Origin of the sequence: Paenibacillus faecalis, from assembly GCF_900289175.1 — a bacterium.
GTDB classification, from domain to species: domain Bacteria; phylum Bacillota; class Bacilli; order Paenibacillales; family Paenibacillaceae; genus Paenibacillus_AQ; species Paenibacillus_AQ faecalis.
On sequence record NZ_LT985747.1, the window covers coordinates 3,951,124 to 3,967,722 of the forward strand.

At 46.0% G+C, this 16,599-nt stretch carries 19 protein-coding genes, 1 pseudogene and 1 riboswitch; of the genes and pseudogenes, 6 read left to right on the forward strand and 14 right to left on the reverse strand.

Annotation, left to right across the window (positions count from 1 at the left end; all coding sequences use genetic code 11):
• Positions 1-192: 192 nt before the first annotated feature.
• From C8268_RS18520 to C8268_RS18555, 7 genes are all read right to left on the reverse strand, one after another.
• A complete protein-coding gene (locus tag C8268_RS18520; RefSeq protein WP_106769033.1) occupies positions 193-657 on the reverse strand; it encodes a DUF420 domain-containing protein in 465 nt (154 codons plus the stop codon).
• 16 nt (positions 658-673) lie between these two features.
• Complete coding sequence (gene ctaG, locus C8268_RS18525; protein ID WP_106769034.1) at positions 674-1,582, reverse strand: cytochrome c oxidase assembly factor CtaG; 909 nt, start codon at positions 1,580-1,582, stop codon at positions 674-676.
• A 231-nt stretch (positions 1,583-1,813) separates the two neighbouring features.
• Entirely contained in the window at positions 1,814-2,137 is a 324-nt protein-coding gene (locus C8268_RS18530; RefSeq protein ID WP_106769035.1) for a cytochrome C oxidase subunit IV family protein, read from the reverse strand.
• A gap of 3 nt (positions 2,138-2,140) precedes the next feature.
• Positions 2,141-2,767 carry a cytochrome (ubi)quinol oxidase subunit III gene (locus C8268_RS18535; protein ID WP_106769036.1) on the reverse strand — a complete coding sequence of 209 codons (627 nt, stop codon included), beginning with the start codon at positions 2,765-2,767 and terminating at the stop codon, positions 2,141-2,143.
• On the reverse strand, positions 2,764-4,611 hold the full coding sequence (ctaD, locus tag C8268_RS18540) for a cytochrome c oxidase subunit I (protein ID WP_106770022.1): 1,848 nt from the start codon (positions 4,609-4,611) through the stop codon (positions 2,764-2,766). The genes C8268_RS18535 and ctaD overlap by 4 nt, the downstream gene beginning before the upstream one ends.
• 84 nt (positions 4,612-4,695) lie before the next feature.
• Positions 4,696-5,745: a cytochrome c oxidase subunit II gene (coxB, locus tag C8268_RS18545; RefSeq protein ID WP_106769037.1), complete on the reverse strand. Its 1,050-nt coding sequence runs from the start codon at positions 5,743-5,745 to the stop codon at positions 4,696-4,698.
• Between the two features lie 491 nt (positions 5,746-6,236).
• Complete coding sequence (locus C8268_RS18555) at positions 6,237-6,425, reverse strand: hypothetical protein (RefSeq protein ID WP_106769039.1); 189 nt, start codon at positions 6,423-6,425, stop codon at positions 6,237-6,239.
• Between the two features lie 329 nt (positions 6,426-6,754).
• Here C8268_RS18555 and C8268_RS23240 point away from each other — a divergent pair, with 329 nt between their 5' ends.
• The 5 genes from C8268_RS23240 (at position 6,755) to C8268_RS18575 (ending at position 9,842) form a co-directional block, all read left to right on the forward strand.
• Complete coding sequence (locus tag C8268_RS23240; protein ID WP_234032887.1) at positions 6,755-7,075, forward strand: hypothetical protein; 321 nt, start codon at positions 6,755-6,757, stop codon at positions 7,073-7,075.
• Positions 7,048-7,761 (forward strand): serine hydrolase domain-containing protein, encoded by a 714-nt coding sequence (locus C8268_RS18560; protein WP_234032994.1) that lies wholly within the window; start codon positions 7,048-7,050, stop codon positions 7,759-7,761. The genes C8268_RS23240 and C8268_RS18560 overlap by 28 nt, the downstream gene beginning before the upstream one ends.
• A gap of 85 nt (positions 7,762-7,846) precedes the next feature.
• Complete coding sequence (locus C8268_RS18565) at positions 7,847-8,995, forward strand: MGDG synthase family glycosyltransferase (protein ID WP_106769040.1); 1,149 nt, start codon at positions 7,847-7,849, stop codon at positions 8,993-8,995.
• A gap of 78 nt (positions 8,996-9,073) precedes the next feature.
• Positions 9,074-9,346: a transposase gene (locus C8268_RS18570; RefSeq protein WP_106769041.1), complete on the forward strand. Its 273-nt coding sequence runs from the start codon at positions 9,074-9,076 to the stop codon at positions 9,344-9,346.
• 157 nt (positions 9,347-9,503) lie between these two features.
• Positions 9,504-9,842 (forward strand): DUF4870 domain-containing protein, encoded by a 339-nt coding sequence (locus tag C8268_RS18575; RefSeq protein ID WP_106769042.1) that lies wholly within the window; start codon positions 9,504-9,506, stop codon positions 9,840-9,842.
• A gap of 48 nt (positions 9,843-9,890) precedes the next feature.
• On the opposite strand, the gene C8268_RS18580 is transcribed toward C8268_RS18575, so the two are convergent.
• The 5 genes from C8268_RS18580 to C8268_RS18600 all read right to left on the reverse strand — a co-directional run bounded on the left by C8268_RS18580 (position 9,891) and on the right by C8268_RS18600 (position 14,433).
• Positions 9,891-11,252 (reverse strand): nucleobase:cation symporter-2 family protein, encoded by a 1,362-nt coding sequence (locus C8268_RS18580; RefSeq protein ID WP_106769043.1) that lies wholly within the window; start codon positions 11,250-11,252, stop codon positions 9,891-9,893.
• A 38-nt stretch (positions 11,253-11,290) separates the two neighbouring features.
• Entirely contained in the window at positions 11,291-11,860 is a 570-nt protein-coding gene (locus C8268_RS18585) for a xanthine phosphoribosyltransferase (protein ID WP_106769044.1), read from the reverse strand.
• 150 nt (positions 11,861-12,010) lie between these two features.
• Positions 12,011-12,110: riboswitch (purine riboswitch) on the reverse strand.
• Between the two features lie 109 nt (positions 12,111-12,219).
• Positions 12,220-12,525 carry a hypothetical protein gene (locus C8268_RS18590; protein WP_106769045.1) on the reverse strand — a complete coding sequence of 102 codons (306 nt, stop codon included), beginning with the start codon at positions 12,523-12,525 and terminating at the stop codon, positions 12,220-12,222.
• 189 nt (positions 12,526-12,714) lie between these two features.
• The gene (locus tag C8268_RS18595) at positions 12,715-13,545 is read right to left on the reverse strand and encodes a TrmB family transcriptional regulator (RefSeq protein ID WP_106769046.1); all 831 of its coding nucleotides are present in this window, start codon (positions 13,543-13,545) and stop codon (positions 12,715-12,717) included.
• A 102-nt stretch (positions 13,546-13,647) separates the two neighbouring features.
• On the reverse strand, positions 13,648-14,433 hold the full coding sequence (locus C8268_RS18600; RefSeq protein WP_106769047.1) for a zinc ribbon domain-containing protein: 786 nt from the start codon (positions 14,431-14,433) through the stop codon (positions 13,648-13,650).
• A gap of 448 nt (positions 14,434-14,881) precedes the next feature.
• On the opposite strand from C8268_RS18600, the gene C8268_RS18605 reads away from it, so the two are divergent.
• On the forward strand, positions 14,882-15,250 hold the full coding sequence (locus C8268_RS18605; RefSeq protein WP_106769048.1) for a hypothetical protein: 369 nt from the start codon (positions 14,882-14,884) through the stop codon (positions 15,248-15,250).
• Positions 15,251-15,369: 119 nt separating this feature from the next.
• On the opposite strand, the gene C8268_RS18610 is transcribed toward C8268_RS18605, so the two are convergent.
• Both C8268_RS18610 and C8268_RS18615 read right to left on the reverse strand, forming a co-directional pair.
• Positions 15,370-16,215: a M15 family metallopeptidase gene (locus tag C8268_RS18610; RefSeq protein ID WP_106769049.1), complete on the reverse strand. Its 846-nt coding sequence runs from the start codon at positions 16,213-16,215 to the stop codon at positions 15,370-15,372.
• Between the two features lie 168 nt (positions 16,216-16,383).
• Positions 16,384-16,599: pseudogene (locus C8268_RS18615) on the reverse strand (hypothetical protein); the annotation flags it as partial.

Sequence of the window (16,599 nt, forward strand, 5' to 3'; positions counted from 1 at the left end):
CCATTCGTCGTTCTGGATTGTACTGTGATGTGCTCACACTGTGAATACTGTATATATCGTTATACACAGTATATAGTGCTGATTTTAAGGTGTCAACCCTGAAAATTCCAAATTGAGCATAAAAAAAATCCAGCAGTTCAAACTGCCGGATTACACGTAGTATACATCTATTAATCATCATTGATAAAATAGTTACATTCCCAAAATAACTCTCCACATCGGCTGTGTATGACCGCCCGGATACAAAACGTACAAGAGTGTATAAACCGCAACGCCTGTAATCGCGGTAAAAAACCAAATGATGGCAGTTACACGTCCCCATTTCCGGTGCTTCGAATACTTCTCCTTGAACCCAAGCGTAAGCGTCGTAATCCCGAAAACAGCGGCAACGGTAGCTAGCGTAATGTGGAAGATCAGAAATATCTGATAATACGGTTGCAGGCTATCGGGTCCTCCCCATGACGTATTGCCGATGAAGATAGTTCGTGAAGAATAGATAACAAAAAATATAATTGCAGCGATCGCAGCCCATATCATGACTTTCTTATGCTGCTCTCTCTTTCCTTTGATGATCAGTCTCCAACCAATAGCTACCAGCACCGCGCTGATAATAATAAATGTAGTGCTGATGGTAGGAAACAATGTGTACAAATCCATGGATACCCTCCTCAAATTACGCTTGATTCAGTTTACTCTCAGGTAGTTCAGACGGTATAGGATCATCCTCTGTATTCTCCCCTTTATACCAGTGGAAGAACACATAAGCCAACATGGATGCGAAGATGATCTCTTGAAAGAATTTCATAACAATTCCGCCAAAGCGTTGATCTAATGCAGGTTCAAGATACCCGAAGTATGATGGACCACCAAACTCCTCTATTAGAAAAGAAGTATCTCCAGGTATACAGTACCCCATTGCTTTCGCCCATGTCTCAGGATCGCTATATGTAGCATACAACGACTCAGGTGCAAATATAATGAGACCGCATGCCGGAGTTAACAGCACCATGTTCAAAAAAATATATCCCATCTTCATCAGACCTGACGACTTGTCCTTCTCAGGAATCGGCTGAATGATCGCCCACCACATCGCAAATGAAGCGATGAATAACAGAAGATAATAGATGCGATGTACTGTGAAGTTTAGCATAACGTAATCGTGAATAATAGGGATATGATAGAATGAGAACAGTCCGTTAAACACCACGGATGCAACGATCGGGCGTGTCAGAAAACCAAGCTTTTTAAACGGATTTTTTCGATCGATGGCCCTCCACATCCATACCGGAATACCGAGAATCAAGAGCGGCATGGACATAAGATAAGCCATAGCCATACTAACCATGTGGAATGAGAACATCGTATGGCCCAGCAGATCAATAGGTCCTCCCAGTGCCATATACAATATTATCATACCAGAGACAAAAAGTGTCTTCCTGCCTGCTGATACGGGCTCATTGTCTTGAAATCTACTGCTTAACGGACCTGTCAACAGAAAGTAGACGGCGGTCACAAGCAGCATAAATGCAAGAAACATAGGACTCCATTTGGCCTCAAAAGTAAAATATTCTAAACCGAGCATACCAAAACCTCCCTTTACCGGGCGAAATTCTGTCTAATTTGTGACAAAGCCCTTCTAACGAGCAGAAACGGTTTTTCTATCCCAAAAGCATCGGACAGTAACCGTTTCTGAAGAGGTATACAGCCTTATATCAGCTGAAAACCCATATGAACTTAGATATTTTCGCGTAAAAACTTATATCTTCATACATTTTGAAAACAGAGGTGGAGCAAAGTCCACCTCTGTTTCAGTTCACCACCATACCCAGAACAAAGCCATAATAATAGCCAGCCCAGCAACGAAAAATCCGCCGATCATAAACAGGATGATCATCAAATGCCCTTTATCCTTCAAGTGCATCCAATATCCCATCTGCAGAAACACTTGAAGCACTGCCATAACCAGCAGCAGGATGACAGCGAACACCGGATTCACGTCACCGGCTGCAACCACCGCAAAGGCGATTGCAGTAAGCACGATAGAGAATATAAATACAATGATATGTTTCTGTGGACCTTCTGCCCTGTGACGATGCTTAACAACCTGTTGCTCTGATTGCTGTTGATCTGCAGTCATCTCTTAGCCCACCTTTCCAAGCAGGTATACGACCGAGAAAATAAACACCCAAACCACATCAATAAAATGCCAGTAGATGCAAGACACATAAACCTTCGGTGCTGTAACTACGGTAAGACCTTTTTTGTACAATTGTCCGATCAGTACACTGATCCAGCTTACCCCAAACGCCACATGAGCACCGTGGAAGCCGACCAGTGTAAAGAATGCGGATGAAAATGCACTGGTCGTCATGCCAAATTCTTTATGAACAACGTACTCATAGAATTCGTATATCTCAATACACAGAAACGCCAGGCCTAAACCAACGGTAACCATAAGCCACGTTCTTAAAGCTTTCACATCATGTCGGTGCATCGCCTGAACAGCGAACACACTGGTCAAACTACTGAACAGAAGCAGAGCTGTTGCCACCGCTGTTAGCGGTAGTGAGAACAATTCATTGGCTGTCGGACCGTCATTGGTCTGATTCCGTAAAGCCAAGAACGTCGCAAACAACGTACCGAAGAGGACAGCCTCTCCACCCAGGAAAAGCCAGTTACCGACTATCTTGTTACGGCCTTCCAAGGTCGCTTTTTCCGGCTCATGAGGAAGTTCTCCATTTACCGATCCTGCGTGTGTGGATGTCATTGTTTAACCTCCTCTTCAAGTTCTTCTGGCTCAATGTGATACCCTGGATCGTCATACAGCGAACGAACCAGCATTGCACCAAACGTGATGACCAAACCAAGAATGAGAACAATATAATTATTGAACATAAAGTTCATAAATGAGTTCGAAAAATTCTCGTTGCTGAACATAAAGCCAAGACCTGCAATGAAAAGACCAAGCGACATCACGAAAGGTAAAATCGTAGGTGAAGGCATATGGATCGGACCAACAGGTTCAGCTGGTGTCATCTGCTTGTTACCTGCCATTTTCTCCTTCCAGAAAGCATCAATGCCCCGAACAAGCGGAATTTGTTTAAAGTTATACTCTGGAGGAGGAGATGAAATAGTCCACTCCAGTGTGCGTCCATCTTCCCAAGGGTCGTTTGGAGCGTCTTTAGGCTTACGCGATGTGATGAAAATATTCGCCAGGAAGAGCAGCACCCCAACGGTCATCAGGATAGCTCCGATCGTACTGATAAAGTTCATCAAGTCAAAATGCTGGTTCGGAAGATAGGTTACGATCCGCCGCTGCATCCCAAGCAAACCAAGGAAATGCTGTACAAAGAATGTCATATGGAATCCGATCGCGAAGAACCAAAACGTCCATTTACCGAGCGTTTCATTCAGAACGGAGCCGAACATCTTCGGCCACCAGTAGTGAAGTCCGGCAAACAGTCCGAAGACCAGACCGCCAACAATAGTGTAGTGAAAGTGAGCGACAACAAAATACGTATCGTGATACTGGAAATCAGCAGGCGCGGAGGCCAGCATGATCCCGGTTACGCCACCCATAACAAATGTCGGAATAAACCCGATCGCAAACAAATTCGAAGCAGTGAAACGTATCTGCCCACCCCACATCGTAAAGAGCCAGTTAAAGATTTTAATACCGGTTGGGACCGCGATAAGCATCGTCGCAATCGAGAAAAGTGCGTTAGCCACCGGACCAAGTCCCGTAGTGAACATATGGTGAGCCCAAACCATGAAGCCTAGGAAAGCGATAAGGATTGTTGCAAATACCATGGAGCTGTATCCGAACAAACGCTTACGCGAAAATGTAGGAACCACTTCGGAAATAATACCGAACGCAGGCAGAATGAGAATATATACTTCAGGATGACCGAAGATCCAAAATATATGCTGCCAGAGTATCGGACTACCACCTGCTGCGACATCAAAGAAGTTAGCTCCTATAATTCGGTCAAAGGTTAATAAAACCAGACCTACTGTTACAGCAGGGAAAGCAAACAGGATCAATGCAGAGGTAATAAATGAAGTCCATGTAAACATCGGCATTCTCATGTAAGACATTCCCGGAGCACGCATCGTTATGATCGTTACGAGGAAATTAATACCTCCGATCAATGTTCCAAGCCCCGATATCTGAAGGCCTAGCGTATAAAAGTCAACCCCTCGCGTTTTACTGTATTCCAGTGAGGATAATGGTGTATATGCTGTCCAGCCGGCATCCGGAGCTCCCCCCATAATCCAGCTTAAGTTCAGCAGAAGTCCACCGAACAAGAATGTCCAGAACCCAAGCGAGTTCAGAAACGGAAAGGCAACATCGCGCGCGCCGATTTGCAGTGGAATAATTGCATTCATGAGTGCGAATATAATCGGCATGACACCTAGGAAGATCATCGTCGTCCCATGCATCGTAATCAACTGATTAAATGTTTCCGCTGGAATGAAAGTATTCATCGGCTTGATCAGCTGCAAGCGGATGAGAATCGCCTCAATACCGCCGATGCCGAAGAACAAAGCCCCTGCCACCAAGTACAGTACTGCGATTTTCTTGTGATCAACGGTCGTCAGCCAGTCCATTAACCCCGAATAGCGCTTGACGGTATGGCCATGAGCGTGAGCGTGAGCCAAGATTGGTACCCCCTTTAAAAAGTTCTTGCTGTATTAATACTCCAATTTATAATTCGCTAAATATTCAGCAATCTGTTCTATCTCCTCATCACTGAACCCGAGTTCCTTAGGATGAGGCATCAGATTGCCCGGTTTGACACCCTCTGGATCAGAAAGCCATTCCACAAGATTGTCTTTCGCCGGTTTAGAACCTTCTTCACCGGTCGTATCATTCAGCAAGATGCCCGCTACGGTTTCTCGAGACCCCATACCTGTCAGGTTAGGACCTGAAAATCCGCCTTGATCCCCCACAGCGTGGCAAGTGAGGCAGTTGTTCTTGAACTTCTCAGCAAGCTGCGTGTCTTCCGGAAGTACAGCTGGTGCTTTCATGGCTTCAACCCATTGATCGAATGATTCCTGGTCAACCGCTTTCACCCTAAACTCCATAAATCCATGAGACGCCCCGCATAGTTCAGCGCACTTTCCGATGTATGTCCCTTCATTAGGTGTACTGATCGACATGTTGTTGACGCTTCCGTCCGTATTGGTATCCATCTTGCCTGCAAGTGAAGGAACCCAGAATGAGTGAAGCACATCAGCTGTTTTCAATTCCAATGCGATTTCCTTGTCCACAGGAATAAGCATCTCTTGAGCCGTTTTCACCTCATACTGAGGATACTCAAACTCCCACCAGAACTGATGTCCAATAACCCTCACCTGAACGACACCCTCATCATTCCAGTTGTTCTCTCCGTAAGCGAAAACCTTCTGGATGGTTGGAACCGCAAGGACCAATACGAGAAGCAGCGGTATTGCCGTCCAAATGATTTCCAGTTTGAAGTTGCCTTCCACTTGCTCCGGAACCTCATTCTGTCCCGGTTTTCTACGGAATTTAATGAGTACATACGTCGCTATCGCAAATACGACAATGATCACGACAAGCATGATCGAGATCGATAGCTTAATTAAATCCAGTTGTCCTTCAGCTACCGGTCCTTGTGGTCTCAATACTGACAAGTCCTCTCGACCGCAACCGGACAAGAGCAAAGAAAACACGGCCAGCAAAGGAAGTAGCCGCTTTACAGCCTGCCACCGTTTCATCATTGATCTACCCCACTTTTCACTCCGATTTTCGTAGACTACCTTCCGGCGCAAACAGCGATAATCTACTTGCAGTACCACCAATTGGAACATTTCTGTCAATTAATTCAATCACTAATTAAATATAAAATTAAGCCCACCTTTTGTCAATCATTCACAGGAAGTTCACACATTGTTCGAAATTTCGTCAAAGTCGCTTCTCGTTTGGTTTTGCAATCGTTTTCAGTTGCTATCTATGCCCGTCCCCTAGTGCTCTGTCCTTGACATCAACACCCTTCAACATAATAGATCTTATGTATATTTTTGGATATGAGTTCCTCTCCTTTTCTTCTATCCAAGCTTCCGTAAGCAAGAGCTGATCCATAACAATGTATGTAAGAATCTGCACAAAAAAACCGTTTTTGGGGTAAAGTCCCCAAAAACGGTTAAAGTCGTTCATCCGATATGAAATTTGTGTTTGTAACACATGCGCATGGCTTCTCTTAATCGGGTTTTTACGATACGGAAGAATTCATCTTTCCAAGCTCGTTTTCTACAACAAGCGTAAGCTCTTCTTCATATCCTCCCATTATATGATACTTCCGGACATACTCCTTTACAAATTTTTTCGGATCCTTTGGCCGGAAAATACGTGTCATTTCCCGCAGACTTTCTTTAACTTCATTGTGACCTTTCGTTGCCATGATAATCCCCTCCCAAAACGTGGAATTACTTACTCCGTTTAAGAGAATGCCGAAAAGATCTACCTTGTTAAATTGTAGCTGACTGCAGTTCTGGCGGTGATAGGTTGATATATTCAGCAACTTACCTATGCATCTGACACTATACATACCACAAAGGCATGTAATTGAATCATTAATTTATTGTATCATATTCCTCTAGAAGTTTCATCCTTCCAAAAAATGTTTTTTAAAACTTTTTTTGATCAAGCCATTGATATGCACAGATTTGGTTAAGATAACGTTAGTTTCACGTGCACTTAAGAATACTAGCAAGAAAGGAAAATCGGCATATGAAGCAATCGATCCTGTCATCCCCTGCCGATGCCGCTCCAGTCTTTCCTATGGGAGATCCAGAGGAATTGGGCTGTGAACCCGCGATTTTGGAAAAAGTACATGAGGTGATCATTCACCGCTTTCCAAAGATGCGCAGTTTTCTTTTGGTACGCGGAGGAAAGCTTATATATGAACGATACTACGGGGAGCATCATGCAGGCGCATTGAATGATCTTCGTTCCGCTACGAAAAGCTTTACATCGATCCTTTTTGGCATTGCTGTGGACAAATGCCCTCGATCGATTCACCAATGCTTTCCCTGCTTAAGCATTATGTAACGAAGCGTTCCCATCCTCTCCTTCATCAGATTACATTCCGGCACCTCTTAACGATGACGGCAGGGTTTGCCTGGCAGACAGGCAAAAAGCTCGGAGAGCCGCTCATTCATCAGTTTCACCGAAACCGAAAATGGGCATCCTTCGCCTTGTCTCTGCCGATAAAAGAAAAGGATTTAGGGACGACGTTCCAATACCGGAGTACAGATTCACATTTACTATCTGTCGCCCTGAGTGAAGCAACCGGAATGAATGCTTATGCTTATGCGGATAAACATTTATTCTCCCGCCTCGGCGTAACCCATCATGCCTGGACTCCAAGCCCAGAAGGCCACAGTATGGGTCATGTGGGTCTGTATTTAACCTCTCGGGATATGGCCAAATTCGGGCTGTGCTGCCTAAATGCTGGTAAGTGGCAGAAGCAGCAGATTATACCGAAAGAATGGCTTCAAGAAGCGCTGACCCCTCAGGCAGACGGATATCCCGCTTTTGGAGATTATGGCTTTCAGTGGTGGACAGGAAAAATAGACGGTCAAGTCTTCTCCTTGGCTCACGGACATGGCGGACAACAAATTTACCTGTTTCCGGACTCAGATGCGGTAATCATCTTCACTCAAGAGAGTAAAGTCAGCCGCTGGAGAAACCCGCGCATGTTGATTGAGCAGTTTATATTAAAATCCCTTAAATGAGCAGCCTAAAATGAAACAGCCATATAAATGATGTCATTATCCTCAATAAAATTTTAACCAAGTATTAAAGAAAGGTGGAAGTGGCATGAGTAAAGCATCTCCACGGATTATGATTCTTTATGCCAGCTATGGAAGCGGTCACCTGCAAGCTGCTCACGCCATCGAAGCAGAGCTTCGCCAAAGAGGTATGAACGATATCGTTCTTCTCGATCTGATGGCCGAAGCTTATCCTTTGCTGTATGAAATCAATAAATTTGTTTATAAGCAATGTTTTAAGCTCGCTCCTCAAATATATGGATGGATTTACGATAAAACGAAACATATGCAGCCGGATTCTTCCCTGGCAACGCTGCTTCACGGTCTGGGTAGTGCAAAATTAAAAAAATATTTGTTCCATGAACAACCGGATCTGATCATTCATACCTTTCCTCAAGCTGCCGCTTCTCTTCTCGTACGACGAGCAACCGACTCACCACGTATGGTCACGATCATTACTGACTTTGATCTGCATGGAAGATGGCTGCACGCCGGAGTTGACCGATACTATGTCGCTACAGATGATCTTAAAAATGAAGCTGTCAAGCGAGGGATATGTCCTGAGCAGGTTATCGCAAGCGGTATCCCCCTTCTGCCTTTATTTGAGAGTCTAGCCGACAAGGAGCAAAGCGGACTGCCTAAAGGGCTTGTTTTGAATCCAAACCGCAAGTCTGTATTGTTGATGGGCGGAGTCTACGGCGCCATGAAAAACTATGGCGATATATGCAGACAGTTAAGCCTGGAGTCAGACCTTGAGCTCATCGTCGTTTGTGGACGAAATGATGCTTTATACCGCAAACTGAGCTTTTTGTTTAAAGATCATCCTTACGTTCATGTATTGGGATACGTCAATCAAATATGCGGGTTGATGAAGCACAGCTCCTGCATGATTACCAAACCGGGAGGAATAACCCTCTCTGAATGCATCGCCTGTAAACTTCCTCTCTTCCTCTACTCCCCAGCTCCCGGGCAGGAGCAAGGCAACGCTCAGTATTTAAAAGCTAAGGGAGCGGCTGTTGTCTCTTATCAACCTGAAGAGTTAAGCCGTCAGGTGTGTGATCTGATCCGGGACCAAGGAGCGGTTAACGGGTTGCGTGAGCGGATAACATCCCTTCACAAGCCTCAAGCCGCTAAAACCATTGTAGACGATTTATTAGAAAATATACTTGATGTCAATACGGAGCTGCTTGGTGTTTAGTCTTTGGATATTCCCGCTTCATTCTGGATACGTTATGCATAGGAATTTTTATTAAACTAACTTGAGAGGTGTACCAATATGTCCAGCAAAGATAAGAGCATGCTTCCTATTTCACGTGAAGAGGTAGAAGTCAGCGGTGTGTACACAAACGAATGGGGACGTGAGGAACATCTTGAACGCGGTGATGATTTCCCTACAGATCCCATTATGGGAGCAACCGAATGGAAACTGACGGAATATGAGTTCGAAAATCACCATAACGGCCGTACCGATGAGCGATTGATCGTGAAAGAAAAAGGACATGGCAAACAGGAAAAGGTTCAACCTAAATATACTAGTGACCCGGATTAAAAAGCTTTCAGAACAAGAAGCAGATTCAAATCCCTAACCTGTGGTGGGAAATGGATCTGCTTCTTTTTTGTGTCCATATTTATGGTTGCAAGGCACATACTTTGTCCCAAAGGCTCATATGGTATAGTAGCTTGTTTTAAGACAAGGAGTTGGTTGTATGTCTCCATTCAAATCATCCACAGGAATTCCTGAAAATCTGGCTTCCACCCTATGCTACTTTTTCCCGATGGTTGGCGGGATCTTTTTTCTCGCCCTGGAAAAAAGATCCCGGTACGTCATGTTCCACGCCCTGCAATCGTTGCTGATGTTTGGCTGTTTGGCGCTGGCCCATGTCCTCTCCGGCGCTGTACCGATTATCGGTCTCTTGGCCTCCGCTCTGCTCGCGCTGCTGAGCGTGCTGCTGTGGCTGATTATGATGTTCCATGCCATCCAAGGAAGATGGTTCAAGCTGCCCTGGATCGGACACTTTTCCGAGAAACAAATCCAGCGAATGTAGGCATAACAAGCGTCCGGCCGATTCGGATACTAAAAAAGGGCATCCGCTTTAAGCGGCATGCCCTTCTGCCATTTCCCCATTCTTAAGGGATACGGCTTTATTCTGTTTCAATCCATTAAACAACAAGTTAAGAACAATGGCAGTCAAGCTTCCAGCAACAATGCCGTTATCAGCCAAAATCCGAATCCAGTCCGGCAGCTGAGCGAACAGATTTGGCACTGTCGTCACGCCAAGCCCCATACCTACAGAACAAGCTATGATAAACAGGTTCTCATGGCGGCTCAGATCCACCTGATCTCCAAGCATACGGATTCCTGAGGAAACGACCATACCGAACAGAGCAACCATCGCTCCTCCCAATACAGATGTAGGAACAAGCTGCGTCAATGCAGCAACTTTCGGCACGAATCCGATCAGAATAAGCAGACTGCCTGCCACCACGATAACGTCGCGGGTTTTGACGCGGCTCATTTGGATCAGCCCGACATTCTGAGAATAGGTTGTATAAGGAAATGAGTTGAAAATACCGCCAATTACAATCGCAATTCCTTCCGCACGGTAACCGCGACTTAGGTCTTTAGAACCAATCTTTTTATCGACGATTTTGCCCAGGGCCATAAAAACCCCCGTAGATTCCGCAATACTGACGATAGCCACGAGAATCATCGTCAGGATGGGAGCCAGCTTAAACTCCGGTGTCCCGAAGTAAAAAGGCTGCGGCGCACGGAACCAGCCTGCTTCCTGAAGTGGAACCAAATTCACGTCACCAAGGACTGCCGCCGCCAATGTTCCAAGCACCAGACCGAGCAAAACGGAGATAGAACGCAAAAAACCTTTTGAAAAACGATTCATTAAAATGATAAAGATCAAAACGCCGAAACCAAGCGTCAGATTAAGCGGACTTCCGAAATCATTGCTGTTCGATCCTCCAGCAAGGTCTGTCAGCGCCACTGGAATAAGTGTTAAACCGATAATGGTAACAACCGAGCCTGTAACAACCGGTGGAAAAACCTTAATCAACTTCCCAAATAAACCAGAGAACAGGACGACAAATAGACCGGAAGCGATAATCGCACCATAAATAGCTGACACCCCATGCTGCGTGCCGATAATAATCATCGGACTGACAGCCTGAAATGCACAACCAAGCATAACAGGAAGACCGATCCCAAAATATTTATTGCCAAACACCTGCAGCAATGTGGCGACGCCGCAAGCCAGCAGATCGATAGCGATCAGATAAGTCAACTGCTCAGTTGTCAGATGGAGCGCATTGCCTACGATCAACGGAACGATAACAGCCCCTGCATACATGGCAAGCACATGCTGAATGCCTAGCGATAAAGTTTTTGCCGGGTGACGGCGCTTGTCAAAAACGGGCTCTTCTGCGGACAACTTCTGTTCTTCCATGAAAATAAATGCCTCCTGATCGATACGATTTTTTTGTTTTATGCAAATGTAACGACACCATTGTCCAATGCCGCTATTCGAACCAACGACTCTACACGGTAACCCGCTTCTGCCAGCAACCGCCCGCCAGGCTGAAATGCTTTTTCAATGCAGATGCCGATACCTGCCACTTCAGCGCCGGCCTGCTCCACAATACGAGCCAGACCAAAGGCGGCCTCGCCGTTGGCAAGAAAATCATCAATGATGAGCACTCGATCTCCAGGATGAATAAATTTTTTGGAAACGGTAATTTCATTCGTTTCCCGCTTCGTAAAGGAATACACCTTCTCCACGAAAATATCCTCACGAAGGGTCAGCGACTTCTGCTTCCGGGCAAAGATCAGCGGTACCTCCAGTTCCAAAGCGGTCATAATCCCGGGGGCAATACCAGACGACTCGATCGTCAGCACCCTTGTAATGTTCTCCCCTTGAAACAGGCGGGTAAACTCCCGTCCAACCTCTTTCATCAGCACCGGGTCCATCTGGTGGTTCAGGAATGAGTCTACCTTCAAGACTTGTCCATCCAGGACAATCCCTTCCTCCCGGACTTTGTTTTGCAGCAATTGCATGATGCCCCTCCTCATTGTTTGGTAAAATACTGATTACATTTCAAAAAACCCGCTTGTCCCGTTACCAAAAACAACCGGTAGACGAAACAGGCGGGCTTAAACAACAGCACGTAAAATATACCCACGCTGTCATACAGCATTTGGGTAAATAACGAGATACTGTCATCCCGTAGTCCGATCATTCCGGTGATCAGGTAGAGACATGCAGGCCGATTCCTGCACATATACGAGAAAAAAATATGAAATTTATATTTTTCGTGAATGAATGAAGTATACCTCATTCTCTATGAAAAACAAAGTGAAAATTTTCGGAAATCTAAATCTAAGAACAAACAAACGTAAAATGATGAACTGGTGTGTTACAAGCCGGTTGGTCCTTTAGGCAACAGATTGCTCACAATCGATTTAAGATTGCGGTCCTCCGTATATTTGTCTTGTCCTACATCAAGCTCATTAACCCGGATATATTTATATTTCTCACCCGAGTTGACCGGCCTGAACACGAGCTCATCATTAGGGTCCTGAGCTACGTTATATTCCATGTCTTGAAACATCTCCAAAATCTGGTTGCTGTCAGGCAGCTTCCCTTCGTCTACGAAGATCAACCCCCGCAGTTTTTTAGGCCCCTCCTCGTTCATGACTGTAAAATGAACTATGCACTCCATTCCTTAAACGACTCCTTCCCACTTCCGTATCTCTATGATTCTTTCTACCTTATAAAAAAACAAAAACCGGGATCGACTCCCGGCGTCATCCCACAAGCTAGTATGTCCAGTATATCTGATTTTCCAGCTTGCAGTCAGAATAAAATTTAACTTTATGATGAACGAAAAAAGAACGAAAAAGGCTTCTGCTCACACTACCTTTTCCTTATCATCAGCTTCTTTGACTTCTTCCTCCAAGGTAATGTATTTGCTTTGGATACGGCTAAAATACAGACCATAAGTATCCTCCAGCTGTTCGCCCATGTCCTGCTCAAGCTCGTACAAAACCATTTCCTGGGAAAAATGATGCAACAGCAGCTCTGCCATCACCGGATGCGAGGAAACTACAGCCTCCGTGTCCATCTCACCTCCGCGCATGCCAAGCATACACCAATGCCTGTCAATAACAAAAGAGAACTTGCGTCCGCCCTGCTTCCGTTCCTCTATTCCGTTCCATCCAGTCCAGGCTAATGTGCGAGCCAGACTATGATCGGGGCCGTCACAGGCCCAAAGCACCCGAACGCCGCGGTTCTCTGCAGCCTCCAGCTCCTCACGAAGCAGTGCTGCTTCTTCCCGCCACACGTCAACTACAATTTCATATTCAGCTTGCGACAGTTGACGAATCACATGCTCAAATACATCCTTATCCCCCTGAATACTTACAAAAGGCTCCGCATTCCCACTTTGTCTTGGCAAGCTCTTTTCCACATAAGCAAGCGAAGCTTCGACTCTGCCGGATATCATTCGTGTCAGCTCTTCCGGCTTCAGCGTCTTGTAGCGAACCGGTTCCCCGTCTTCACGCTGCAGCGCACCCTGACGTTCGAGGCGCTGCATAGCAGCATACACATTGGAGCGTGAAGCTCCAAGACGCTTGGCAACCTCATATCCTCCGGCGGGGCCATGTTGAGCAAGGTCAACGATGATCTTGGATTCAATCTCCGTAAACCCCAAGCTGCGCAAATGATTTAGTAACTGTTCCATTATCCTGTCCTCCCAAAGCTGCCTGAACGAACTATCGTTCACTTGTTCCGCAATCCCCTCTGCGCAACTTGTGCAATCGGTATATGTTGCTCCCGGGTACTGCTATATTTGCTCGGCCCCACACCGTGGACACCATTTGGAGCCCTTCGGTAGATCTGTACTGCAGATCTGGCATTTTACCATATCCCGCAACTCACCGGCTTGAAGCAAGCTATCCTGGTTTTGATTGTTCTCCTGCCAGAAACGGATACGTCGATCCAGCTCCAGCTGTCGTTCACGTTCACGCTCCAATTCCTCCAGATGACGGCGTTCTTTCTCTCGCACTTCCTCTTCAATCCGGCGAAGCTCTTCATCCTCTTCATATCTGAACGGCTCATCTTCTTCCACCACCACGGCCTCAGGCTCCGGATGATACATAAAGGGAGTCTCTATCTCGCTTTCCTCTGTTACGGTGATCTCTTCAGGGTACAGCACCTTTTGCTCAGGCTGCTCCTCCTGCTCCATTTCATTGATCTGGTTCTCCGCATTCGGCTTCAGCTCCATCAGCTTGCTGCCGCAATACGGACAAAAGTTCGCATCAAGGGTTACGGTTCGACCGCATTGACAGAGCCGCTCATTTTTTAGAATCGCTATCCGATAACGCAGCTCATCAATCTGCTCCTGTAACATATCACATGACTTCGCCAAATCTACCATTTCCTTCTCGGCAATGGACATGTCCTGAGAACGATAGCCCTCATAAAACACTCTTCCCATTTCGGTATAGTAAGAAGATTTTTTGTGCTCAATGTCTGCTATTTGGCTGTTCAGTTTATTAACTTCTACAACATGCTGTGCTTTTTCCGTTGCTTTATTCGCCCCATCTCTCAGCTTTTGTAAAAAGTTCATCCGTGTATCCTCCTTGTTTCTTCCTTCGTAAATTATTTTCGGTTATCCGGTTTATGTTCGGGAATCATTCCTTCTTTAAAAGTGATTAAACAATACTTCTCCTGCCTGCTTCATTTCTTCACTCAACATCCTATGTAAGGATATGAGCTTCCATGCAAGCCCCTTCCCTCTCTTGCTAACCTGCAGGGTGATTCTATCATACCAAATTTGATAGCGGATGGAAAAAGGCAGCGATTGCCAATGAAAAAGCCTCTGATTCAACGGCCGTTGGACCGTGTATACATAAAGTAAATGACAAGAAGAAACGCCTTGGCCATCCCAATTGTATGGATGAAGAGCGTTTCTTCGCGAAATATCAAAATTTATGAGTCTCCATACTTCCTCATAAATTCTGATATTTGAATCAATCCCGGATTCCCGGGTAATCCGGAACACGGAGGGATTATATATGACGATGGATCAAAAAATCTATTATGTTTCTGTCAAGCACAACCTGATTCAAAACGTGCCGAGTGATTCCAATGAATTTGTCGTTATGCTGAATGATGAACAGCTCACTAAACTTCGAGATCTTATGGATTCAATTAGCCAAAGTGATAAATACGCATTCAAACGTACTTTTGTTCCCTACAAATCCGCTGACCATGATGATGCGGTCGAGGAATTTGACGAAAACATGATTGAGCTGTACGCATTTCTGCATCAATATGGAGACAGCCGTACGAAGCAATTAATAGAAGACATGAATATCCTTTCAAATATAAAAGACAGCGGCTACGACGATCCCGGCTACCGAGAATCTCCTTTTAACAAATAGCGACGCACAGTTTTGCCCAAAGATCTAACAAGTGAGACCATTTATATACCAAAAAAATATTTGAACAAAACCCAAAACCTCTGTTGGCTTCGGGTTTTGTTCTGTCTTCGCATTTATGATTACAGCTTGATGTTGGCTTCGTCAAAGTATTCTTCGAGTGTCAGTCCACTCTCCGCGATGTCCGGAGCAAGGTCTTCTCCAACGTAACGAATATGCCATGGTTCATAGACGTAACCGGTAATATCTTCACGGCCCTGCAGATAACGGATAATAAAGCCATACTTCGGTGCATTCTCTGCCAGCCATTTGCCTTCCTCGGTCTCACCAAAGGCTTGTTCCAGCATATTTCCTACACTCGGACTGGACACATCGATCGTGAGTCCTGTCTGGTGCTCGCTCGTGCCTGGAACGGCACTGATGCGGGATGCTTCCTCTTCCCCCTTGGTTGCAACATGGCTCTCGTAAACCGACTTCTGCCTGTCATAAGAACGGTATCCAGACACAGCTCTCAGCTCGATCCCTTCGGCCTCAGCGGCTGCAAACAGCTTTTCCAGCGCTTCTGCCGCTTCCTTTCTCATCTTCCGTTTTTCATGCGGTTCATCGAAGGAAAAAGGTACATCCGGTTCGACCAGATCATCCGGCTCGTACCCTTCCGGCAAGCTGCGATCCTTATTGACAATCACCGTCATGGAATCTTCATTCATCACGACCTGCTTCCCGTTTTCCTCACGCGCCGTCGCTTGAAGAGAACTTTCGCTTCGTTTCATCATCACCGGATCAGCTTGTCCATCGTTATTCGGCAGTGTGCCCTCCTGCACCTCTCCACCGGCCTGTGCCTTCAGATCCTGTTCCTGTTTCTCACCGGACCCTTCCGACTGACAACCAGCAAGCATTGCCAAAGCAAGCGTTAGAGACGATAACATCAGGCTTACCCGCCTTGTTCTTTTCTTTCTGTCTGCACTCATCGTTCGCCTCTTCCTTTCATTCTCTGTCTCCTAGACTTCTATTCTACCTCATCCATTTTAGAGGGACAAATCCATCGGAGACAGAAAATGACATTTTCCAAAAGTGAGTTCAGATATTTCGCAAAATGTTGACATTTCCTGATTTATTTCGTCCAACATCTGCGGCGCTCACATCTTCTTGTCCAGGCGGCGGCGCCGAAGCTCGGCTTTGTCGGCCGCCTCGCGGACAACAAGCCCCAGCGCCTTGGATGCGCCGCGCACCTGTGGCAGCAGGCCGGCCCAGTCTCCGGCCGGCCCAAGCTGCTCCGGTGGAGGAGGCGGTTCAAGCCGCACCTCCACCTCCTTCAGCAGCGGCCCGGGGCGGTGAAGCCTGCCCTCGGCCGC